Source organism: Allobosea sp. NPDC055594 (genome assembly GCF_053618995.1).
The window spans coordinates 298480-319541 of sequence record NZ_JBSHIO010000002.1; the positions used below are offsets into that span (position 1 = coordinate 298480).

The window sequence follows — 21062 nt, forward strand, 5'->3', positions numbered from 1 at the left end:
GCCAGCCTCCTCAATACCGGTTGGTGCGGTAGTAATTCTTGATGTGATCGGTCTCGCGATAGCGGGACTTCGTCTCTTCCTTGCCGGGGTCGACCGCTGCGGCCGGCGACACGGCGACGGGCGCGACGGCCGCGGTGGCGCCCGCACCGAGCGCCTTGAAGAAGTTGCGGCGGTCGAGCCCCGTTTCCTTGCTCTTCTGCGACATCGTCGTCTCCTCCGCGCCGGGCATCATCATGCGGGCAGGCTCGCGGCCTGCGTCTCGATCGAAAGATAGAGGCTGCCGACCCGGCCGACGGCGCGGTAGAAGCGCGCCGTCCTGGCAACCTCGAGATCGGCGAAAAAGCGCTCGCCCCAGGGCTGGATGTGACGCTCGAAGAAAGAGCGCTCGTCGACGCCGTCGCCGGTGGCCTCGCCGCGGATCAATTGCGCCTGGATGTCCATCAGAACGGCGATATGGTCCTCCGGCTCACCGGCGCGCTCGTCGCGTGCAAGGCCGAGCCGGCCCATATCCTCACGCACCAGCGCCAGCGGGCGCTCGTGCAGGAAGCCGGTCATGTAATAGGAGGCATAGGGCAGGAGCTCGCCGCGACCGACGCCGATGAAGAGCTCGAAGAATTCGTCGCGGACCGCCTCCGGCGTCGTCTCGGCCGCAGCCTCGGCCAGAGCGAAATGAGCCATGCCGAGCGGCGAAGCGTCGCCGCGCAGGCCCTGCAGCGCCGCAAGCGTCTCGGCCGTCGGCGCGCGCCAGAGCAGGGCGCCGATCAGCTCGCATTCCTCGGCACGGGCGGCGTCGAGCTCGTCGAGCTCCGGAACGGCCTGCCGGACGATGATCGGCTCCTGCGGGTAAAGATCGGGCCGAAGCTCGCTGCGCGGGACACCGGTGCTCGCCTCGACCGAGAGCACCCGGTCGGCCGGCACGCGCTTCCAGCTCGAGATCGCCGGCTGCGAAACCCCGAGCGCACGCGCCAGGGCCCTGACGCCGCCAGCCGCTCCGATTGCCCGTTCAAGAGCCTGGTCCCGCATGGACGATGCCACCTCCCCTGCCTAAGCGCTTCAGGCGCGCTCAAGCGCCAGTGATAATGCTCCCTTATCACCGCAGATTTCAATTGTTCTCAACTGAAAGTCAGAGCGGCGTCGCGCCCCCACCGCGCCTGCGCGGCCGGGCCGCAGGGGGCTGGGACCAGGATTGATCCCGCACTGCAGCAGCATCTGCAGTCGGCAATGGCTGCAATTCGTCGGTTTTTTCGACGGTTCCCGCGCTTTCCGGCGCATCGCTACGGCGAACCGGCAGCAGCTCCTGCGGCGGCCCTGCTTCGTCCGGTTGCGGCGCACCCAAAGCAGCAGCCTCACCCTCCTTAGACGAAAGTCGATGATCTGCGGCATCATCACGCACCGTGGCCGGACCCGCTGCGGCCGATTCGGAGGGTGGCTCGGGCTGCTTGCCGAAGATGTTGGCGATCATCTCCTCGACATTGTCGGAAGGCGAGAGCGGGCCATAGCCTGGCGCGCCGCCCGGCGTGTTCCAGTCGAGCGCGTAGTCGCGGGCCGGATCGAGATAGCCCGAGATCGCCGGATCGCTCTCCCAGGCCCGGCGCAGCGCGGCGCGCTTCCAGCTCTCGGGGACGTTCTGCTTCAGCCAGTGGGCGAGATCGAAATCCTTGTCGATCAGGTCGAGCGAGGGCGGCTCGACCGGTTCGGGCTCAGGCTCGGGCGGCAAGGCGGGTTCCGACGCGGGCTCCGCCAGCGGCTCAGGCGCAGCCGGTGGCGCTGCCTGCCCGGCGGCGGCGCGCTTGCGGCGCGACCAGCGACCGAGGAAGCCGTCATCCCCGTCATCCTCGCCGCGGGCGGACATCAGCCCTCTCCGCGTTCGAGGCCGGGGCGCGGCCGCGGACCGCCCTTGCGCGGGTCGTGCTCGGAGCGCTTGCGCTTGACGAATTCGCGCTCGACATGGTGCTCCTCGAAGAAGGCAAGCACCAGACGGGCGACCGCCGCCGGCATCGGCACGGCTTCGACGACATCGTCGACATTCTCGCAGAAGACCTCGCCCTCGAACGGGTCGGCGGTGACGCCGACCATTTCGAGCGCCGGCTCGAGCCCGGTCGGCCGGACCGCGACCCAGAGCTTGGCCTGGCCACTCTCGAAATTCTCGCGGAAATGCGCGGTGTCGACCGAGTGCAGCGTCAAGGTCGCCGGGCCGAGATAGAATTGCTGGCGCTCGGCCGTGCCGGTGAGCTTCGACCAGGGTGCGAGGTCGGGCGGCTCGGGCAGCACGGCGATCGGCGCCCAGGCATGGTCGGCCCAGGGCGAGTCGATGGCGCGGCGCTCCACGACGATGCCGACCTCATGATAAAGCTGGGTCATCGCCGCCTCCTCAATTCACCATCTCGCGCTCGGCCAGGGGCAGGCCGACGACGAGGTTCTGCGGCTTGATGCGCAGGACCTTGTCCTGCCCCATCGCCGCCAGCAGATAGACCGGCCGCCCCTTCGCCGCCGGCACGACCGGCACCTCGGCCGGCAGGTCGAGCTTATAAAGCGCGATCAGCCGCGAGGCCGCCTCCGGCTCCAGGCTCTCGCCGCGCCAGAGCGCGTTGCCGACCGCCGTCGCCTGCGCGTCGAGACCAACGAACCAGCGCCAATCGGCATCCTTGACGCTCTCCACCGCCTCGATCCCGACGTCGAAGCCGTGGATCTGGCGGATCCAGTGGCGCAAGGCCTGGCCAAGCGCGGCGCGTCCCGAGGGCTTGCCGCCGAGATCGAGCACCATGTCGAAGGCATCCGAACGCTGCCAATACTGCGCCGAATTGGTGCTCTTGAGGAGGTCGAGCGCGGTCGCAGCAGGCCCGCCCAGCATGGCGAGCAGAGGCGAGGCGTGCCGGTCGGCCTCATGGCCCTCGATCATCTCGGCATCGGCCAGGAGGATGGTGTTCTCGTGGACGGTGACGCGCTGCGGCCGGAACAGGCATTCGGCGGCGCGGACGACGAAGGGATCATCCTCCTCGTCGAGCGCGGCGCGCAGGGTGACGTGCACGAGCTGGTCGAGGAAGAGCGGCGGCACGCCGGAAACGCCCTTCCGGATGATGCCGGCATAGGCGGCTTCCAGCGTCGGCGCCGCAAGCAGCCGGTCGCGCCAGCCGAGCAGGAAGCGCCAGTTCTCACGGGCATCGGCATCGGCCAGCGCCGCGATCTCGCTCGCCGCGACCTCGGCCTGCGGCGTCGCCATCAGCCTGGTGTGCAGCATCCGCTCGGCATCGCAGGCCTCGTCCGGCGGCAGCACTTCCGGACGCGCCAGATAGGCCTTCAGAAAGTCGTCGGTGACGAGGAGGCCGCCGCCCGGCTCGCGATCGAGTAGGAGATGGCCGGAACTAGCCCAGAAATGCGTCATGGCGTGCCGCCCTTGCCGAGATTCATCAGATCGACCCGCTCCACGATCTCCTCCTCGCCCTCCACCTCGACGAACTCGAAGGCACGGAAAGCGTCCTTCGGCCGGTCGCCACGCGGCACCAGTATGCGGAAGCGCTCGCGGATCTCGCCCTCCTCCAGCGTCCGGCGCAAGGCGAGAAGGGTCTGCGGGGGATGATCGCAGAGCGAGGCGGCGAAGGCGAGCTCCTCGGCGGCCGCGTCCCGCGCAGCAGAAAGACCGGGAGCGCCGAGCTTCTCGACGAAGCGTCCGGCGAGCAGCACCAAGGCCTGCTCATATTCCTCCGGCGTCGCTTCCGTGACGACCGCGAGCGTGCTCCAGCCAAAACTGTCGATGCCTAGGAAGCCGGAGCGGAAGGCGGAGCGCCCCTTGGCGTCGAGCTCGGCGACGCGCTGCGGATCGAACAGGAAGGAACCGCTGACGAGCCATTCGCCGGGCTCGGCGGCCCGGCGAAAGACGAAGCCGTCGGAAGGATCGAGCCTGATCGCCCGCGGCAGCTTGAGGGACGTCATAGCGTGACGCCTCGGCAGCTGCCGTCAGTGCGGGCGCAGCGAAGCAATCCAGAAGAAGACGAGCGACGGCCCTTAGATTGCTTCCTCGCTACGCTCCTCGCAATGACGATGGCGCTCACAGCTTCGGCCCGCCACTCTCGCGATCGAGCCAGTCGACCCTGGCGAGCGCCTCGACGAGGCCCTTGCGCTCTGTCCCATGCTGGGAGGTCGCGACCAGATCGCCATTCGGCTCGATGCCGTGGCGGACACCCGTCACCTTCTCCAGCCGGTCGAGCCAGCGCCTGACCGTCGGCTTGGCGCCCTCCGCCTGCCAGCGGCTGACGCCGAGCATGAGATGGCGGGCGAAGGCCTCGATCAGGTCGACCGCATCGACCTCCTCGAAGCCCTCCTCCGCCATGCCGACGCCGGTCTGGCCGGGCTGGAAGGGCGACATGGTGGTGGCGCGGACCATGGCGCCGAAGACGAGCCAGTCCGGCACCTGCTTCTCCGGGCAATCGGCCGGCCAGGCCAGCCGGCCGCCGCCGATCAGGCCGAGATCATAGGTCAGGGCGTCGGGCCAGCGGAACAGCACGGGCCGCTCCGGCGGAGAATGGATGGCGAGCGCGTCAGCGAGCGCATTCATCGCAAGGTAGTGGGCGAGCCGGGCCTCGGCGAGAATCGCGTCGGGCTCCAGCACGACCGCGAATTCGACGATGTCGAAACGTCGCACCCAGACCAAGGTCGCGGCGCCGGCCTCATCGGCGATCGCCTGGGCATGGCCGAAGGCGTCGCCGGATTCGCGCAGCGTCACCAGCGAAAACCCCGGCGGCAGCACCGGTTCGCGCCTGAGATCGTCCGGTCTAGCCAACCCTGCCGCCATCTCTCCCACATCCCCGAGACCGCTCGAAGCGGGCTTGCTTCTTTGGAGTCGTTCCAATTCCATATAAGCATGAATTATCGCAAGGGCGACGAAAGACGCGCTCGCCAGCTTTCGAGGAATACGGCCCCGATGACCGAAGTCGCACGCACGCTGATGGTCTGCTCGTGCGAGGATACGATGCCGCTCGACGGCGCCGCCCTGCAGCGCGGCTGCAAGGGCGCCGGCATCAGCCAGCACCGTCATCTCTGCCGCAGCCAGATCGAACGCTTCCAGGACATGCTCGCCAAGAGCGAGGCGATCACCGTCGCCTGCACCCAGGAGGCGCCGTTGTTCGAGGAGGTGGCGGCCGATCTCGATTACGCCGGCGACCTCGTCTTCGCCAATATCCGGGAGGCCGCCGGCTGGTCGCGGGAGGCGAAATCCGCCGGCCCGAAAATGGCGGCGCTGCTCGCCGCGGCGAGCGAGCCGATGCCGCCGGCCGGCTTCACCACGCTCACCAGCAAGGGCGTGGCGCTGATCTATGGCCGCGACGACGGCGCGATCGCGCTGGCGCAGCGCCTCGCCGAGCATCTCGACGTCACCGTGCTGCTGACGCGGCCGGGCGAGATCGCGCCGCCGCGGCTCGACAATTTCCCGGTGCTGAAGGGCACGATCGGCCGCGCGACCGGCTGGCTCGGCGCCTTCGAGCTTAGCGTCGACGACTATGCCGCCCCCTCCCCCTCCTCGCGGGCCTGGCTGGTCTTCGAGGCCCCGCGCAACGGGGCGGTCTCGCATTGCGACGTCGTCATCGACATCAGCGGCGGCACCCCGCTCTTTCCCGCCGGTGATCTGCGCGCCGGCTATCTGCGTGCCGACCCGCGCGATCCTGCCGCGGTCGAGCGCCTGATTTTCGCCGCGAGCCAGCTCGTCGGCGAATTCGACAAGCCACGCTATGTCGCGCTGGACGAGGGACTCTGCGCCCATTCGCGCGCCAGCCGGACCGGCTGCACGCGCTGCCTCGAGCTCTGCCCGACCGGCGCGATCAGCCCCGCCGGCGACCATGTCGCGATCTCGGCCGAGATCTGCGCCGGCTGCGGCGCCTGCGCCGCGGTCTGCCCGACCGGCGCGGTGACCTACGCCCTGCCGCCGACCGACGCGCTGCTGCGCAAACTGCGCACTTTGCTCGTCACCTATGCCGAGGCCGGCGGCGAGGACGCCATTCTGTTGCTGCACGACGCCGAGCATGGCGAACCCTTGATCGACGCCCTCGCCCGCCATGGCGACGGCCTGCCGGCGCGCGTCCTGCCGCTGCGCGTCAACGAGATCACCCAGCTCGGCATGGAGAGCTTCGCGGCCGCGCTCGCCTTCGGGGCCGCGGCGGTACGCGTGCTCTCGCGGGCAAAGCCGAAGCACGACCTGTCCGGCCTCCAGCGCAATCTCGACTATGCCAATGCGCTCTCCGGCGCGCTCGGCTTCGGCGAGCCGCGCGCAGCCCTGATCGAGACCGACGATCCCGAGGCGCTCGGCGCAGCCCTCGCCAGCATCCTGCCCGGCCGGGTTGCGCCGCAGCCGGCCCGGTTCCGGCCGATGGGCGACGGTCGGCCGCTGCTGCGCCAGATCGTCGAGGAACTGCACGCCGCGGCGCCCGAGCCGGCCGGCAGCGTGGCGATGCCGGCCCGCGCGCCCTTCGGCACGGTCAATCTCGACACCGATGGCTGCACGCTCTGCCTCGCCTGCGTCTCGGCCTGCCCGGTCGGCGCGCTCGGCGACGATCCCGAACGGCCGACGCTGAGCTTCCAGGAAGATCTCTGCGTGCAATGCGGGCTCTGCGCCGCGACCTGCCCGGAAAAGGTGATCACGCTCGCGCCGCAGATCGATTTCGACGCCTGGAAGGCCGGCCGCAGGGTCCTGAAGCAGGAGGAGCCATTCCACTGCATCGCCTGCGGCAAGGCTTTCGGGGTCAAGAGCACGATCGAGAAGATCGCCGCCAAACTGGAAAACCGGCACTGGATGTTCGCCGGCGAAGGCGCCAAGCGCGCCTCGATCCTGCGCATGTGCGAGGATTGCCGGGTCGAGGTCGTGGTCAATGAGAGCTTCGACCCGCATCTGGCGCCGCAGCGCCCGCCGGTGCGCACCACCGACGATTATCTGCGCGAGCGCGCCGAACGCGGCGAGGACCCACTGCAATAGGCCAGCCTGAGAGCACGCTCCGGCCCACGGGACAGCCAAATCTAGGCGCGGCAGAGCGGAGAAGCGCGGCGGTAATCGCCATCGAACAGGCGTCCGCCATGAGGCGCCAGCTCCTCCTCGGTCAGGGCGATGACCTCTTCGCAGGCGCCAGCCGCGAAAAGGGCGCGAAAGGCGGCGTCGCAGCGCCCGGCGAGGCCGGCATCCGCCTCGGCGAGCCGGCGCGGCCCCCATTTCCCGGCTCCGTTCCAGCGCCCACGCCGGCGCAGGGCGAGCTCGACCAGGCGCGGATACAGCATGGCGCCGATCGCCAGGATTTCGGCCGGACTCCTTTCGCCACGCAGATCGTCGATGGCGTCGGTAATCTCATAGCGCAGGACGTTGAGCCTGGCGGGCGGCAGGCGCGGCGGCCCCTCGGCAAGCCGTCGCGCGACATCCCGCTGCAGAGCGGCTGCGCGGCCGCGAGCGTCGCCGATGACCACCCCTTCGGCGATCATGTGCAGCAGGCTGGGATTGCCCTGCGCGATATCGGTCTCGATGAACCAGCCCAGCGTCTCGTGGTCATGGACGAAAGCCTCGACCGGGATGCCCTCGGCCAGGAACGATTCGCGCCAAGCCGCCTCAAGCTGGTCGTAGAGGACCACGAGGTCGAGATCGGAGAGGCGTGTGCCCTCGCCGCGCATGATCGAGCCCGCGGCGAAGGCGAATGCGGCGCCGGCATAACGCGAGGCGAACACCGCCTGAGCCACGGCGAGCGCCTCTGACGGGGTGGGGCATCCTGCAAACATCGCTCTCTCCGATCGATCCGCGGAGATAGCCGCTCTGCACGTCCTTGTCCGCCACCTGCAGGGGCGGTCGATCGCCACGCGGCTTGCAACCCTGCCACGCACGCGAATCGGCCGATGCGCGATCCCGACTCGACCGCCGTTCCGAGCGCGCCCGATCGTGCCCCTCCAAGGACGCGCCACGCCCGCGAAATCGGGCTTCCGGACGGCCAGACGCCCGGCCGGCCACGCTCAGGGATGCCCTCTGCGGACCGCTGGCCGGCCAGGCCGCATCTGCCCGCCACAGCGGGTTTTCAACAGCGCGCAAACATTTCCCAACGCCATGATCGGAAAGGTATTTTTCGCTCGCCACGCAATTTCCGCCACGCCTGTTCCGATGGGGCAGCGGCGAATGTTTTACCGCTTGTTAACCATTCCCTGGCTACATCCGGGAAACGCAAAATTAACCAAGATGACCAACGTGTTAACCCAATCTCGGCCGATACGCCTCAAGGGGCGATCCTATCTCGCGCTGACGCTGAACCCGGAGCTGCCCTTCGAGGATTGGCTGACGCGGCTCGACGATCTCGCCGCCCGCTCCGCCGGCTTCTTCCTGCGGCGACCGGTGGTGCTCGACGTCGAAGGCCTCGAGATCGACCGCCAGCAGCTGCGCGATCTGGTCGCCCAGCTTTCGGCGCGCAAGGTACGGATCATGGGCATCGAGGGCGCGCGGCCGTCCTGGCTCAGCCCGGATCTGCCGCCGGCCATGTCCGGCGGGCGCGAGGCTGCGGATTTCGAGGCTCCGGCCGCCGAGGAGGCGAAGGAAGCCGTGGTCGTCGAAAGCGCGGAGCCTGCAGAAGAGTTGGTTCCCGCCGAGCCGCAGCCCGTGAAGGCGACGCCTTCGATCGTCATCACCCAGCCGGTGCGCTCGGGGCAGTCGATCATCTTCACCGAAGGCGACGTGACCATTGTCGGCTCGGTCGCATCGGGGGCCGAGGTCATCGCCGGCGGCTCGATCCATATCTACGGCACGCTCCGCGGACGGGCGATGGCCGGCACGATGGGCAACGCCTCGGCGCGCATCTTCTGCCGCAAGCTCGAAGCCGAGCTCGTCGCAATCGACGGCTACTACAAGACGGCCGAGGACCTGGAGGCCGACCTCCACGGCAAGACCGTCCAGTTCTGGCTGGAAGGCGAAACGTTCAAGGTCGGAGCACTCGCCTGAAATGACGGCGCATCCACATCAACGGGAGAGGTCCATGGGCAAGGTCATCGTAGTCACATCGGGCAAGGGCGGCGTCGGCAAAACGACCTCCTCCGCCGCGCTCGGCGCCGCCCTCGCGCAAAACGGCGAGAAGGTCGTGGTCGTCGATTTCGACGTCGGCCTGCGCAATCTCGACCTCGTCATGGGGGCCGAACGGCGGGTGGTCTACGACCTCGTCAACGTGATTCAGGGCGAAGCCAAGCTGGCGCAGGCGCTGATCCGCGACAAGCGGGTCGAGACGCTCTACCTGCTCGCGGCCTCCCAGACCCGCGACAAGGACAATCTCACGCAGGAAGGCGTCGAGAAGGTCATCGCAGCCCTGAAATCCGCCTTCGACTGGGTGATCTGCGACAGCCCGGCCGGCATCGAGCGCGGCGCGACGCTCGCCATGCGCCATGCCGACGTCGCCATCGTCGTGACCAATCCGGAAGTCTCCTCGGTGCGCGATTCCGACCGCATCATCGGCCTGCTCGATTCCAAGACGCTGAAGGCCGAGAACGGCGAGCGCATGGAGAAGCATCTGCTGCTCACCCGCTACGACCCGGTCCGGGCCGAGCGCGGCGACATGCTGAAGGTCGACGACGTCCTCGAGATCCTCTCGATCCCGCTGCTCGGCATCATCCCGGAAAGCATGGACGTGCTGCGCGCCTCCAATGTCGGCTCGCCCGTCACGCTGGCCGACAATCGCAGCGCTCCGGCGATCGCCTATTTCGAGGCGGCCCGTCGCCTCAAGGGCGAGACCCTGCCGGTCGCCGTCCCCGGCGAGAAGCGCAGCTTCTTCGGCAAGATCTTCGGAAGGAAAGCGGCATGAACTTCCGTCGCCTGTTTTCCCGCTCCCAGTCGGCCCCTGCCGCGCGCGATCGGCTGCAGGTGCTGCTCGCCCATGAACGCGCCACGGTCGGCGGTTCGGATCTCGTCACCAAGCTGCGCGAGGAGATCCTGCGCGTCATCGCCAAGCATGTGCAGATCGACGACGAGAAGGTCACCGTCAAGATGGAGCGCGGTGCCAAGGTCTCGACTCTCGCCGTCGACATCGAGATCCCGTTCGATGCGGGCAAGAAGGCGGCCTGAGGGCCGCCTTTTCTTTTGCTCAGCGCGTGACCTTCTCAAGCCAATCGACCAGCGCCTGCCGGTCGGCCGCCGAGCCGATGGTCTGCTCGGGCATCTTGGTGCCGGGCGTGTAGGCATTGGGGCCGAGCTCGAACAATCTGGACACCGTCTCCTTGCTCCAGACGATGTCCATGCCCTTCAGCGCCGCCGAGAAGGCATAGCCCGGGGCGGTGGCGATGCGGCGGCCGAAGATGCCGTGCAGCGTCGGCCCGGCGCGGTTGCCATCGGCAGGCGTCAGGGTGTGACAGGCGGCGCAGGCGCGGAAGACCTCGGCGCCGCGCTCGCCCTTGAGGGCCGCGAGCGCATCCTCCCCGGCCCGCGGCACGACCGTGCCGACATGCTCGCCGGTCACCGCATTCCAGCGCCTGACCAGCCGGTCGGCCCCGCCGGAGAGAAGCTCTCGCCCATCGGGCAGGAAGGCGAGCGACCAGACCGGCAGGCCCGGCCCGATCAGGGTGGCGCGGATCGCCCGCGTCCGGCGCTCGATCAGGGCGACCTGGCCGCGCAGCCCGCCGACAGCGATCGTCGCACCATCGGCGGAGATGGCGAGCGCGATCAGCGGCGTCTCGCCGATTGAGACCTCGGCCCGCGCCGAACCATCCGGCCCGAACAGGCGCAGGCAGCCATCGGCGGCGGCGACCGCGATCTCGCCATCGGGCGCGACGACGACACCGTTCAGCGGCGCCGGCACGGTGACGACGACAGGCACGCCGCCTTCGGCCGGCCAGATCCGCAAGCTCGCATCATAGCCCGAGGAGACGAGCCCGCCCCCCGGCAGGAAGGCGACGCCGTTGACCGGCCCCTTGTGGCCTTCGAGCACCCGCACTGCGCCATCGGCGAGCGCGGTGATCCGCACCGTCTCGTCCCAGGAGGCGGAAGCGAGCCGCGTGCCGTCCGGCGAAAGCGCCAGCGCCGCGACCTGCCCCTTATGCCCGTCAAAGACCTTTGCCGGCTCGGCGGCTGCGCCCTGCCAGAGCGCGATCTTGCCGTCCTCGCCGCCAGTGGCGAAGCCGATCCCCTTGATCGCAACCGCGGCATTGATCGCGCCCTGATGGAAGCGCAGCACCGTCTCGGCGCTTCCGGCAGCAAGGTTCCAGAGAATCGCCGACTGGTCGAAGGAGCCGGTCAGCGCCCGCCTGCCATCGGGGGCGACGGCGACCGCCCGCACCGGGCCGCCATGGCCGCGCAGTTCCTGGGCGGAGGTGGCGGCAGGCAGGAGGGTGAGCAGCGCGAAAAGGGCGGTCCAAAGCGTTCTCATGCCGCGATCATGTCGCAGCTTGCGGCCTTGGCAAGGCACTCGCAGCACTTCGCCATGGCGGAGCGTTGAAGGGCCGCAGTTGCCCCGGCACGAAAAGCCGTCATATGAGATGCATCGTTTTCGACAGGCTGCGCCGATGACCTCGATCCCGCTCAACCTGCGGGGCCTCAAATGCCCCCTCCCCGCCTTGCGCGTCCGCAAGGCGCTGAAAGGGGCCGAGCCCGGCGCGCTCTTCCTGGTCGAATGCACCGATCCGATGGCGGCGATCGACATCCCGAACCTGATGCGCGAGACCGGCGACAGCATCGAGCAAAGCAGCGCCGAGGACGGCCTGCTCGTCTTCCATATCCGCAAAGCGGCGGCCTGACGCCGCCAGCCTGCAGCAACCGGAGCCCGCGACCGTGGCCCTCTCCCGAAACGACATTCTGCGCGCGCTCGAACTGGTGAAGCTGCCGGCGAGCGGGCAATCGCTCGCCGCCTCCGGCCGGATCGGCGACATCCTGATCGACGACGGCAAGATCATCTTCGCCATCGGCATCGACGCGACCGAGGCGGCGGCGATGGAGCCGGTGCGCAAGGCCGCCGAAAGCGCGGTCAGCGGCCTGCCGGGCGTACGGCAGGTGCTCGTCGGGCTGACCGCCGACAAGGCGCCCTCCGCCGGAGCGTCGGCCGCGACCCAGGCCCGTCGGCAGGCGCAGGCCGGTCCGGGCGGCGCCGTGCCCAAAGCCGCCGGCGTGCCCGGCGTCAAGCAGATCATCGCCGTCGCCAGCGGCAAGGGCGGCGTCGGCAAGTCGACGACCACCGCCAATCTCGCGGTGGCGCTGGCGACGCTCGGCCTCAAGGTCGGCGTGCTCGACGCCGATATCTACGGCCCCTCGGTGCCGAAGATCTTCGGCATTTCCGGCAAGCCGCGGCTGGTCTCCGGTCGCACGCTCGCGCCGATGGAGGCCTATGGGCTGAAGATCATGTCGATCGGCTTCCTGATCGACGAGGAAACGCCGATGATCTGGCGCGGGCCGATGGTGATCTCGGCGATCACCCAGATGCTGCGCGAGGTCGCCTGGGGCGAGCTCGACGTGCTGGTCGTCGACATGCCGCCGGGCACCGGCGACGCCCAGCTCACCATGGCCCAGCAGACGCCGCTCGCCGGCGCCGTGATCGTCTCGACGCCGCAAGACCTCGCTTTGCTCGATGCCCGCCGCGGTGTCGCCATGTTCAAGAAGGTCGAGGTGCCGATCCTCGGAATCGTCGAGAACATGAGCTATTTCGTCTGCCCGGAATGCGGCCACCGCTCCGACATCTTCGCTCATGGCGGGGCGCGACACGAGGCGGAGCGGCAGGACGTGCCCTTCCTCGGCGAGATTCCGCTGGCGATGCCGATCCGCGAGACCTCCGATGGCGGCCGACCGATCGTCGCGAGCGACCCGGACGGCGCCCATGCGAAAGCCTATCTCGCGATCGCACGGCAGGTCCGGGATGGGCTGAGCGGCCCGGTGCGGGCGGCGCCGCGTATCGTCATCGAATAGGCGTCAGCCCTTACAGCGCCCGCACCAGCAGCACTTCGACACGCTGGTTGCGGCTGCGTCCGTCGGACGTTGCATTGGCGGCGATCGGCTCGCGGCCGCCCCGCCCTTCGGCGCTCAGCCGCGATCCGTCGCTGAGCCCGCCGCGCAGCAATTCGGCGAGGGCGCTCGCGCGGGCGCTCGAAAGCGCCTGATTGTCCTTGTACCGGCCTCCCTTCGGCGGAGCCCGGTCATCGCTGTGGCCGACGACGTGCACCGCGCCCGGCTGCCGCTCGACCACCGCTGCGATCCGACGTCCGGTGGCGGTGAAGCCCGGCAGCAATGCGGCGCCGCCGGGCTCGAAACTGCCGGAGGCGGCAACACGGATCGCGATATAGCCGCCGAAAGGATCGACCGTGACGGCACCGCTAGCGATCTCAGCAGCGAGTTCGGCCCTGATCCGCGGCAACTGATCCGGCCGCGGATCAGAGCCGGGGGCGCGCGCGATCGAAGGCTGAGACGAAAGGGCCGCCTCCCCGGCCGGATGCAGCACGGCGGCAGGCGGTGCTTTCGGCGCCGTCAGCGGCGCCGGAAAGAACAGATCGAGCAGCCAGAGCGTCACGGCCGCAACCGCCAGCACGCCAGCGACGAACGCCGTGCCATAGCCGGTGATCCGAACGATTTTTCTCGAAAGCTCGGCGGTATCGCTCATCGACCCAGATTCCACTGTCCTTCCATGCCGCCGATCCCGGCCAGGACAGCGCTCCCCGCGAGCGATGCGCATGCGGCGAATCCAGCGGCAGCGACCGGACCACGCTCCAGCCCGGCTTGCAAGCGCCCGCACCCTCTGGCGCCGGCCGGCGGCAGGCACTACCGTTCGCCCTATGTTCTAGATAATGGAGGAGACTCGCCATGGCAGTGCAGCCGGCGCGCCATATCGGCATCGGAATCGAGCGCCCTTTCGCGGAAGTCTATGAATTCCTGGCCGAGCCGGCCAATTTTCCGCAATGGGCTTCCGGGCTGGGCGATGGATTCGAGCCCGCCGGTGGGCACGACTGGCGGGCCCGGACGCCGATGGGGCCGATGACGCTGCGCTTCAGCCCCCACAATGATCATGGCGTGCTCGACCACAGCGTCATCCCGGACGATGGCGAGCCGATGCACAATCCGATGCGGCTGCTCGCAAATGGCGATGGCTGCGAGCTGGTCTTCACGCTCTACCGGCGCCCCGGCATGAGCGAGGACGAGTTCGCGCGCGACGCCGCCTGGGTGTCGCGCGACCTCGCAAAGCTCAAGGCCTTGCTGGCGGGTTAGAGCCGGACGCCGCTCGTCGCGAAGGCGACCTCGACCGGGCGCTGGAAGTGAGCAAGCACCAGGCTGGCGCCATAGGCGGCGGCAACGGCGAACACGACGGCGAAGACAAAGGACTTCATGCTGCTTCCCCACAAGAGCATGCCAATAGGCAGAGCTTATCGGTTGAAGCTAGTCACTCCGCCAAAGGCGATCAAGCAGTGCCGAGCCGGGCATGGAGTCGCTCCGCCTCGGCCAGGTCTTCCGGGCGATTGGCATTGAAGAAGGGATCGACCGGCTCGCTCGCCCATTCGGCGCTGGCGACGCCGTGGCGGGCGGTCCAGCGGTCGATCTTGCGCTCGCCCTCGACGGTCAGCGCATGGCGCAGCGCTTCGCGCAGCGTAACCGGCCAGAGCCCGATCACCGGATGCGTCCAGCCGCCCGAGGCGGCGCAGGCCAGCGGTACGCCGGTGGCGCTGCGAGCCGCATGCAGCCGCGCGACCAGGTCCTTTGGGATGAAGGGCGTGTCGGCGGCGACGCTGACCATCCAGTCGATGCCCGGACGGTTCTCCGCCAGCCAATCGAGACCGGCGAGGATTCCGGCGAGCGGGCCGGCGAAATCCGGCACGCTGTCGCCGGCGACCGGCAGGCCGTAATCGGCGAAGCGCGCCGGGTCGCCATTGGCGTTGATCAGCAGCCCGTCGCATTGCGAGCCGAAGCGCTCGATCACATGCGCCAGGATGGTGCGCCCGGCGATGGTGCGCAGCGGCTTGTCGCCGCCGCCCATGCGGCGGGCGAGTCCGCCGGCCAGCAGGAGTCCGAGCGTCGGAGGGTGCGGCTCAGTCATCGCCGCCGGCGCCCTTGCGACGATGCTTACCGCCCTCCTCCTCGACCGTCTCGGGATCCTGGTCGAAGACGATGCGATCCTCGCCGGAGAGCGCGATGAAGCGCTTGCCGCGTGCGCGGCCGATCAGGGTCAGCCCGGCCTTGCGGGCGAGCTCGACGCCCCATTCGGTGAAGCCGGAGCGCGAGACCAGGATCGGGATACCCATGCGCACCGTCTTGATCACCATTTCCGAGGTCAGGCGGCCGGTGGTGTAGAAGATCATCTTGCCGGGGTCGACATCATGGCGGAACAGCCAGCCGGCGACCTTGTCGACGGCATTGTGGCGGCCGACATCCTCCATATAGACCAAGGGCTTGTCGCGCTCGCAGAGCACGCAGCCATGGATCGCGCCGGCTTCCAGATAGAGCGAGGGCGTGGTGTTGATCTTGCGCGTCAGCGCATAGAGCCAGCTGGTGCGCAGCTCGGCCTCGGGCAGCTCGATCTCGTCGATCGCCTCCATCAGGTCGCCGAAGGCGGTGCCCTGCGCGCAGCCCGAGGTCAGCGTCTTCTTCTTCAGCTTCTGCTCGAAATCGGTGCGCTCGGGCGTGCGCACCACCACGACCTCGAGCTCCTCGTCATAGTCGACCGCCTCGACGAGGTCGCCACGCTTCAGCATGTTCTGGTTGAGCAGATAGCCCAGCGCCAGATAGTCGGGATGGTCGCCGATCGTCATCATGGTGACGATCTCCTGGGCGTTGAGATAGAGCGTCAGCGCCCGCTCGGTGACGACCCGGGTCTCGACCGCAGCCCCGGTCTGGTCGATGCCGCGCACGGTGGCGCCGAGTCGCGCCGCCGCGGGGTCAGGGCGGACGAGGTAGTCGTCGAGGAAATCGCCACCGGTCGGCAAGGTATCACGAAGCTCCGCGCAGGCGGTCAGGCAGGCTGGCGCAGGCAGGACAGCGCCCAGCCTTCGATGGCGGCGCGCTCGGGCGGCAGACGCTGCCAGGCCTCTCCGACGAACTCGCCCCAGGCGCCGAGCATGTCCTCGCGCACCGCGGTCAGGAGCGGTAGCCCGCTGAGGAAACCGGCGGCGATCTCGGCCCTCAGGCCCTGGCCGAGCGCCTCCTGCTTGCCGAACTTGTTGATGATCAGCAGATCGACGGTGCCGTCGATCGCGCTTGCGACCGCCCCGCCGGCGGCGGCAAGTCCGGCAGCATCGAGCCGGCAGCCGGTCGCGCCGGCGCCGCGGTCCTCGCTGATCGCGAAAATCCGGCCGGAGGCGAGATCCTCCAGCACCATGCTGGCGCAGCCGCTGCTGCAATCGTCCTGATTATGCTGGACGACGCCACCGAGCCGAACCTCGCCCTGCCTGAGGCAGGCGGCGACCTCCGCCATCAACTCGTCGATGGGGAAGCCGGAAGCGTAGACGATCGCGGCAAGCGGAGTGGTCATGTCGCCCTTTCATCTCACGGAATCCGGCCTTCGGCCAGTGCGCATTCGCGGCATCGGCCAGCATTTGCGCCGCCGAGATGCAGCGACACTGTTGCACCGCACCTACAGTCGGCGGCGGCGACAAACGCTAAGGTAGCAAGGGCTGGCGCCGGCGAACCTTCCGGAGACGCGGCCTCGTGCTCGAACGCGTACCGCCGATGACCCGCCCGAACGCCCAGATCCCGCTCGATCCCGCCGCCTCCGCGGCGTTGCTGCTGCGCCGTATCGGCTTCGCGACGCTGGCGCTCGCCCTGCCGCTCGCATCGCTGGTCTCGCGCCGCGCCGCAGTGGTGCTGGCGCCGATCGGGGTCGTTCTGCTGGTCATCGCCGCGCTGATCGAGAACCCCTCCGAATTCGGCAACAATCTGAAGAGTTCGCTATCCGGCCTCGCCGGGCTGACATTGCTGGCGCTGGTGGCCTGGGCGGTGCTGTCGCTGGTCTGGAGCCCCTATACGGGCTCGGCCAGCGAGAAGGCGGGCAACCTCTTTCTTGCCGTGCTGCTCGGCTTTGCGGGGGCGGCGGCCCTGCCCGAACGGATGCGCGCCTCCAACCTCAATCTCGCCGCCCTCGGCACCGGGCTCGCGGCGCTGCTGGCGCTCGGCCTGCTGCTGACCGAGGCGCTGAGCCCGGCGGGCTCGCGTGCCGCCAACGAGGCCGGCAGCGTCGAGCGCGGCGTCAGCGTCGTGCTGATCATGTCCTGGCCCGCCCTGGCCTGGCTCTTGTCGCGTGAGCGCGGACTGACCGCGCTCGGCCTCGCTCTCGTCGTCGGCCTGCTGGCATTGACGCGCTTCGAGGATGGCGAGGCGGCCGCCATGCTGTTCGGCGCCATCGCCTTCGGCGCGGTCAGTGCCGACCGGCGCGTCGGAGCCAGGCTGGTCGGCTGCGTCGTCGCGGGGCTGATGCTGCTCGCGCCTCTATTGCCCTTCCTGCTGGCGCCGATCCTGCGGCTTTCGCCGAACGCCTTCAGCACGGTCGCCGTCGGGCTCGATATCTGGGCCGATATTATCTCGAGCCGACCGATCCAGCTGATCACCGGGCACGGGCTCGACACCGTGCTGCGCGGCCGCGTCACCGGCGCGCTGCCGCTGGAAGTGCCGACCACGATCCTGTTCGAAACCTGGTACGAGCTCGGACTGGTCGGCGCGGCCACCGCCGCGCTCGCCCTGTATTTCGCCATCACCGCCGCGGGCCGCATGCCCGGCGCTCTCGCAGCGGGCGGCGTCGCGGCCTATGCCACCGCCTTCTCGCTGGCGGCGCTCGGTTTCGCCTCGTTCCAGACCTGGTGGCTGATGACGCTGACGGCCGTCGCCCTGCTCTTCACGGCGATCGCCCGCGGCCAGTACCGGACCGAGCGCCCCGTCGCGCCGCTCAGCCGGCGGCCGAAGGCGCCGAAACTGCCTGCGGGGCAGTAGCGCCGGAGCTGCCTCGCCATTTCGGGACAGGCCGATAGGCCTGGGCCCGGAACCCGGGAACACCGCAACACGGAAGAACGCGCCGGGATCGCGGAGCCATCTCGAATAGCCGCGTGTTCATGGGTTCCGGGCTGACCGCTGCGCGGCGCCCCGGAAAGACGGCGTCTTCGGAAGGCCCTTAAGCCGCTTCCCGGCCCCGGTTCACCGCATGACAGGCGACGCCGTCGATAGCCGGCGGATTCTCGATACGGCAGCGGTCGAAGACCAGCGGGCAGCGTGGGTGGAAGGTGCAGCCCGAAGGCGGGCTGATCGGGTTCGGGATCTCGCCCTTCACGCCTTCGCGCGGCTTGCCGACCATGGCGAGATCCGGCACCGCATCGAGCAGCATCTTCGTGTAGGGATGGCGCGGTGCGGTGAAGAGCTGCTTGCCCTCGGAGACCTCGACGAGGCGGCCGAGATACATCACGCCGATCCGCGTCGCCATGTGCCGCACGACGGCGAGATTGTGCGAGATGAAGAGATAGGTCAGCCCGAATTTCTGCTGCAGATCGCGCATCAGGTTGAGGATCTGCGCCTGCACGGAGACGTCGAGTGCCGAGGTCGGCTCGTCGCAGACGATGAATTCGGCATTGGAGGCGAGCGCGCGGGCGATCGCGATGCGCTGGCGCTGGCCGCCGGAGAATTCATGCGGGAACTTCTTGCCGTCGTCCGGATGCAGACCGACCAGGCTGAGCAACTCGCCGACGCGGCCCTCGATCTCGCGATCCCCCTGGATCAGGTCGAAGGCACGGATCGGCTCCGCGATGATCCTGCCGACACGCCAGCGCGGGTTCAGCGAGGCATAAGGATCCTGGAAGATCATCTGGATACGGCGGCGCAGGCGCTGGCGTTCCTGGGCGGCGGCAGGATCGGTCATAGAGACGCCGTCGATCGAGACGGTGCCGCCGGAGGGCGGCAGCAGGCCGACGACCATGCGCGCCACGGTCGACTTGCCCGAGCCGGACTCGCCGACGAGCGCGAAGGTCTCGCCCTTGCGGATATCGAAGGACACGCCGTCGACCGCCTTGAGATATTGCTTCGGGGCGCTTTCGATCACCCGGTTGAGCCAGGGTTTGGAAACGTCGAAGACGCGCTTCAGGTCACGGACCTGGACATAAGGGGCCGAAGAGACGTCCTGGGTCACGCGGCGATCTCCGCTTTGTCAGTCGGGTTCTGGCCGTTCGGCGCCTTCGACTGGTCGTAGAGGTGGCAGGCGACCTGACGGCCGCCGACATCGATCAGCTCCGGCCGCTCGACGAAACAGCGGTCGAAGGCCTTCGAGCAGCGCGGGTTGAAGGCGCAGCCCTTGGGGATGTTGGAAAGGCGCGGCATCGAGCCGGGAATCTGGACGAGCCGCTCGGCATCGCCCTCGATCGAGGGGATCGCGCCCATCAGCCCGACGGCATAGGGGTGGAGCGGCTGCTTGACCACGTCGCGGACCGGACCGATCTCGGCGACGCGGCCGGCATACATCACCGCCACGCGGTCGGCAGTCTCGGCGATCACGCCCATATCGTGGGTGACGAGCATCACCGAGGTGCCGCGCTCCTGACAGAGCCGCTTGATCAGGGCGATGATCTGGGCCTGGACGGAGACGTCGAGCGCCGTCGTCGGCTCGTCGGCGATGATGAACTCGGGTTCGGCGCAGAGGGCGAGCGCGATCACGACGCGCTGGCGCATGCCGCCCGAGAATTCGTGCGGATAGCCGTCGATGCGCTTGTCGGGCGCGGGAATGCCGACCTCGTCGAGCAAGGCGATGGCGCGTTTGCGGGCGTCGGCGGCATTGAGATCGGTATGGGTCTGGATCGTCTCGATCAATTGCTCGCCGACCCGGTAGAGCGGGTTGAGGCTGGTCAGCGGATCCTGGAAGATCATGCCGATGCGCTTGCCGCGGATCTTGCGCATAGCATCCGGCGGAAGATTGTCGACACGCTCGCCCGAGAGCAGGACCTGTCCGCCGGCGATCCGGCCGGGCGGATCGATCAGACCGATGATGGCCGATCCGGTCACCGACTTGCCGGCACCGGATTCGCCGACCACGCCGAGCACCTCACCGCGGGCGACGTCGAACGACACCTTGTCGAGGGCGCGCAGGGTGCCGCGCCGCGTCACGAACTCGACGGTCAGTTCGTTCACCGAAATGACGGGCTGGGTCATCGCTGCTCCGAAGGCCTGGACAGAATTGGGGGGCGGTTCATCTCTTACCTCAGCTTCGGATTGAGCGCGTCGCGCAGCCAGTCGCCGAACAGGTTGATCGACAGTGCGAGCAGGATCAGGACGAGCGAGGGGAACAGCAGGATCCACCACTCGCCCGAGAACAGGAATTGCTGGCCGAAGCGGATCAGCGTGCCGAGCGAGGGCTGGGTCGGCGGCATGCCGACGCCGAGGAAGGACAGGGTCGCCTCCTCGATCACCGCGAGCGCGAGATTGATCGTGGCGATGACCAGCACCGGGCCGGCGACATTGGGCAGGACGTGCTTCAGCATCACCGGCCAGGCCTTCAGCCCGATCAGGCGCGCCGCATCGACATAGACCTTGTTCTTCTCGACCAGAGTCGAGCCGCGCACTGTGCGGGCATATTGCGCCCAGTTGGCGAGACCGATAGCGATGACGAGGACGAACAGCGTCGCTTGTTCCTGCGCTGCCGGCGGGATCAGCCCACGTGCCACACCGAAGACCAGCAATGCCACCAGGATCGCCGGGAAGGAGAGCTGGATGTCGGCGATGCGCATGATCAGCGCCTCGGTGCGGCCGCCGACATAGCCGGCGACCAGGCCGAGGCCGACTCCGATGATCAGCGAGAAGACGACCGAGGCCGCCCCGACCAGCAGCGAAACACGCGAGCCATAGAGAATGGCCGAGAAGATGTCGCGCCCCTGGCCGTCCGAGCCGAGCCAGAACACCTTGCCGGTGATCTCGTTGGGCTGCATCGGCCGCGAGAACCCGTCGGAGAGGTCGAGCGAGGCCGGATCGAACGGATCATAAGGCGCGATCAGCGGCGCGAAGATCGCGGCCAGCACGAGCAGGAGCGCCATGATGCTCGCCACCACCGTGACCGGCGAGGAGCGGAAGGAATAGGCCAGATCGGAATCCCAGAACCGGGCGAGGCGGCTAGGCGGGATCACTGGCAGATGTTCGTCGCTCATCGCCG

The 21062-nt window shown here is 68.7% G+C and carries 25 protein-coding genes; 8 read left to right on the forward strand and 17 right to left on the reverse strand.

All coding sequences use genetic code 11. From position 1 onward, the window contains the following. Positions 1–10: 10 nt before the first annotated feature. From ACWGRX_RS05410 to ACWGRX_RS05440, 7 genes are all read right to left on the reverse strand, one after another. Positions 11–205 carry a formate dehydrogenase gene (locus ACWGRX_RS05410; RefSeq protein WP_291637240.1) on the reverse strand — a complete coding sequence of 65 codons (195 nt, stop codon included), beginning with the start codon at positions 203–205 and terminating at the stop codon, positions 11–13. Between the two features lie 26 nt (positions 206–231). After that, entirely contained in the window at positions 232–1023 is a 792-nt protein-coding gene (locus tag ACWGRX_RS05415; RefSeq protein WP_452116699.1) for a Cro/CI family transcriptional regulator, read from the reverse strand. A 100-nt stretch (positions 1024–1123) separates the two neighbouring features. After that, entirely contained in the window at positions 1124–1852 is a 729-nt protein-coding gene (locus ACWGRX_RS05420) for a DUF3306 domain-containing protein (protein WP_452116700.1), read from the reverse strand. Then, on the reverse strand, positions 1852–2361 hold the full coding sequence (locus ACWGRX_RS05425) for a DUF3305 domain-containing protein (protein ID WP_291637246.1): 510 nt from the start codon (positions 2359–2361) through the stop codon (positions 1852–1854). Before ACWGRX_RS05425 ends, ACWGRX_RS05420 begins: the two co-directional genes overlap by 1 nt. A gap of 10 nt (positions 2362–2371) precedes the next feature. Then, a complete protein-coding gene (locus ACWGRX_RS05430; protein ID WP_452116701.1) occupies positions 2372–3382 on the reverse strand; it encodes a DUF6352 family protein in 1011 nt (336 codons plus the stop codon). Further along, a complete protein-coding gene (locus ACWGRX_RS05435; RefSeq protein WP_452116702.1) occupies positions 3379–3930 on the reverse strand; it encodes a DUF6505 family protein in 552 nt (183 codons plus the stop codon). The genes ACWGRX_RS05430 and ACWGRX_RS05435 overlap by 4 nt, the downstream gene beginning before the upstream one ends. Before the next feature lie 115 nt (positions 3931–4045). Further along, positions 4046–4777 (reverse strand): biotin/lipoate--protein ligase family protein, encoded by a 732-nt coding sequence (locus tag ACWGRX_RS05440; RefSeq protein WP_452116703.1) that lies wholly within the window; start codon positions 4775–4777, stop codon positions 4046–4048. A gap of 141 nt (positions 4778–4918) precedes the next feature. Here ACWGRX_RS05440 and ACWGRX_RS05445 point away from each other — a divergent pair, with 141 nt between their 5' ends. Further along, the gene (locus tag ACWGRX_RS05445) at positions 4919–6958 is read left to right on the forward strand and encodes a 4Fe-4S binding protein (RefSeq protein WP_452116704.1); all 2040 of its coding nucleotides are present in this window, start codon (positions 4919–4921) and stop codon (positions 6956–6958) included. Between the two features lie 41 nt (positions 6959–6999). Here the strand turns inward: ACWGRX_RS05445 and ACWGRX_RS05450 are convergent, their stop codons facing one another. After that, a complete protein-coding gene (locus tag ACWGRX_RS05450; RefSeq protein WP_452116705.1) occupies positions 7000–7743 on the reverse strand; it encodes a nucleotidyltransferase domain-containing protein in 744 nt (247 codons plus the stop codon). Between the two features lie 448 nt (positions 7744–8191). On the opposite strand from ACWGRX_RS05450, the gene minC reads away from it, so the two are divergent. The 3 genes from minC to minE are packed head-to-tail and all read left to right on the forward strand — an operon-like array spanning position 8192 to position 10054. After that, positions 8192–8944, forward strand: coding sequence for a septum site-determining protein MinC (gene minC / locus ACWGRX_RS05455; RefSeq protein WP_452116952.1), 753 nt, complete (start codon positions 8192–8194; stop codon positions 8942–8944). 34 nt (positions 8945–8978) lie between these two features. Further along, positions 8979–9794 (forward strand): septum site-determining protein MinD, encoded by an 816-nt coding sequence (minD, locus tag ACWGRX_RS05460; protein ID WP_452116706.1) that lies wholly within the window; start codon positions 8979–8981, stop codon positions 9792–9794. Next, on the forward strand, positions 9791–10054 hold the full coding sequence (gene minE, locus ACWGRX_RS05465) for a cell division topological specificity factor MinE (protein ID WP_066467971.1): 264 nt from the start codon (positions 9791–9793) through the stop codon (positions 10052–10054). Before minD ends, minE begins: the two co-directional genes overlap by 4 nt. A gap of 19 nt (positions 10055–10073) precedes the next feature. On the opposite strand, the gene ACWGRX_RS05470 is transcribed toward minE, so the two are convergent. Beyond that, positions 10074–11351 carry a c-type cytochrome gene (locus tag ACWGRX_RS05470; RefSeq protein WP_452116707.1) on the reverse strand — a complete coding sequence of 426 codons (1278 nt, stop codon included), beginning with the start codon at positions 11349–11351 and terminating at the stop codon, positions 10074–10076. Between the two features lie 136 nt (positions 11352–11487). On the opposite strand from ACWGRX_RS05470, the gene ACWGRX_RS05475 reads away from it, so the two are divergent. Together ACWGRX_RS05475 and ACWGRX_RS05480 are read left to right on the forward strand one after the other, a co-directional pair. Further along, on the forward strand, positions 11488–11718 hold the full coding sequence (locus ACWGRX_RS05475) for a sulfurtransferase TusA family protein (RefSeq protein WP_291644816.1): 231 nt from the start codon (positions 11488–11490) through the stop codon (positions 11716–11718). A gap of 34 nt (positions 11719–11752) precedes the next feature. After that, entirely contained in the window at positions 11753–12877 is a 1125-nt protein-coding gene (locus ACWGRX_RS05480) for an Mrp/NBP35 family ATP-binding protein (RefSeq protein WP_452116708.1), read from the forward strand. 10 nt (positions 12878–12887) lie between these two features. Here the strand turns inward: ACWGRX_RS05480 and ACWGRX_RS05485 are convergent, their stop codons facing one another. After that, on the reverse strand, positions 12888–13565 hold the full coding sequence (locus tag ACWGRX_RS05485; RefSeq protein WP_452116709.1) for an OmpA family protein: 678 nt from the start codon (positions 13563–13565) through the stop codon (positions 12888–12890). A 200-nt stretch (positions 13566–13765) separates the two neighbouring features. Between ACWGRX_RS05485 and ACWGRX_RS05490 the strand changes: the two genes are divergently transcribed. Further along, positions 13766–14167 carry an SRPBCC family protein gene (locus tag ACWGRX_RS05490; RefSeq protein WP_452116710.1) on the forward strand — a complete coding sequence of 134 codons (402 nt, stop codon included), beginning with the start codon at positions 13766–13768 and terminating at the stop codon, positions 14165–14167. Here the strand turns inward: ACWGRX_RS05490 and ACWGRX_RS05495 are convergent. From ACWGRX_RS05495 to ACWGRX_RS05510, 4 genes are all read right to left on the reverse strand, one after another. Beyond that, entirely contained in the window at positions 14164–14286 is a 123-nt protein-coding gene (locus ACWGRX_RS05495) for a hypothetical protein (RefSeq protein ID WP_291637273.1), read from the reverse strand. The genes ACWGRX_RS05490 and ACWGRX_RS05495 overlap by 4 nt on opposite strands. Before the next feature lie 71 nt (positions 14287–14357). After that, positions 14358–14990, reverse strand: coding sequence for a molybdenum cofactor guanylyltransferase MobA (mobA, locus tag ACWGRX_RS05500; protein WP_452116711.1), 633 nt, complete (start codon positions 14988–14990; stop codon positions 14358–14360). Beyond that, on the reverse strand, positions 14983–15876 hold the full coding sequence (locus tag ACWGRX_RS05505; protein ID WP_452116712.1) for a formate dehydrogenase accessory sulfurtransferase FdhD: 894 nt from the start codon (positions 15874–15876) through the stop codon (positions 14983–14985). The genes mobA and ACWGRX_RS05505 overlap by 8 nt, the downstream gene beginning before the upstream one ends. A gap of 26 nt (positions 15877–15902) precedes the next feature. Continuing rightward, positions 15903–16421, reverse strand: a complete 519-nt coding sequence (locus ACWGRX_RS05510; protein WP_291637280.1) for a DUF2478 domain-containing protein — start codon at positions 16419–16421, stop codon at positions 15903–15905. A gap of 176 nt (positions 16422–16597) precedes the next feature. Here ACWGRX_RS05510 and ACWGRX_RS05515 point away from each other — a divergent pair, with 176 nt between their 5' ends. After that, positions 16598–17872, forward strand: coding sequence for a peptide ABC transporter permease (locus tag ACWGRX_RS05515; RefSeq protein ID WP_291644804.1), 1275 nt, complete (start codon positions 16598–16600; stop codon positions 17870–17872). Between the two features lie 178 nt (positions 17873–18050). Here ACWGRX_RS05515 and ACWGRX_RS05520 read toward each other — a convergent pair whose 3' ends face one another. The 3 genes from ACWGRX_RS05520 to ACWGRX_RS05530 are packed head-to-tail and all read right to left on the reverse strand — an operon-like array spanning position 18051 to position 21057. Further along, entirely contained in the window at positions 18051–19055 is a 1005-nt protein-coding gene (locus tag ACWGRX_RS05520) for an ABC transporter ATP-binding protein (protein WP_452116713.1), read from the reverse strand. After that, the gene (locus tag ACWGRX_RS05525; protein ID WP_291637286.1) at positions 19052–20068 is read right to left on the reverse strand and encodes an ABC transporter ATP-binding protein; all 1017 of its coding nucleotides are present in this window, start codon (positions 20066–20068) and stop codon (positions 19052–19054) included. Before ACWGRX_RS05525 ends, ACWGRX_RS05520 begins: the two co-directional genes overlap by 4 nt. A 44-nt stretch (positions 20069–20112) precedes the next feature. Then, positions 20113–21057, reverse strand: coding sequence for an ABC transporter permease (locus ACWGRX_RS05530; protein WP_291637288.1), 945 nt, complete (start codon positions 21055–21057; stop codon positions 20113–20115). Positions 21058–21062: the final 5 nt, after the last annotated feature.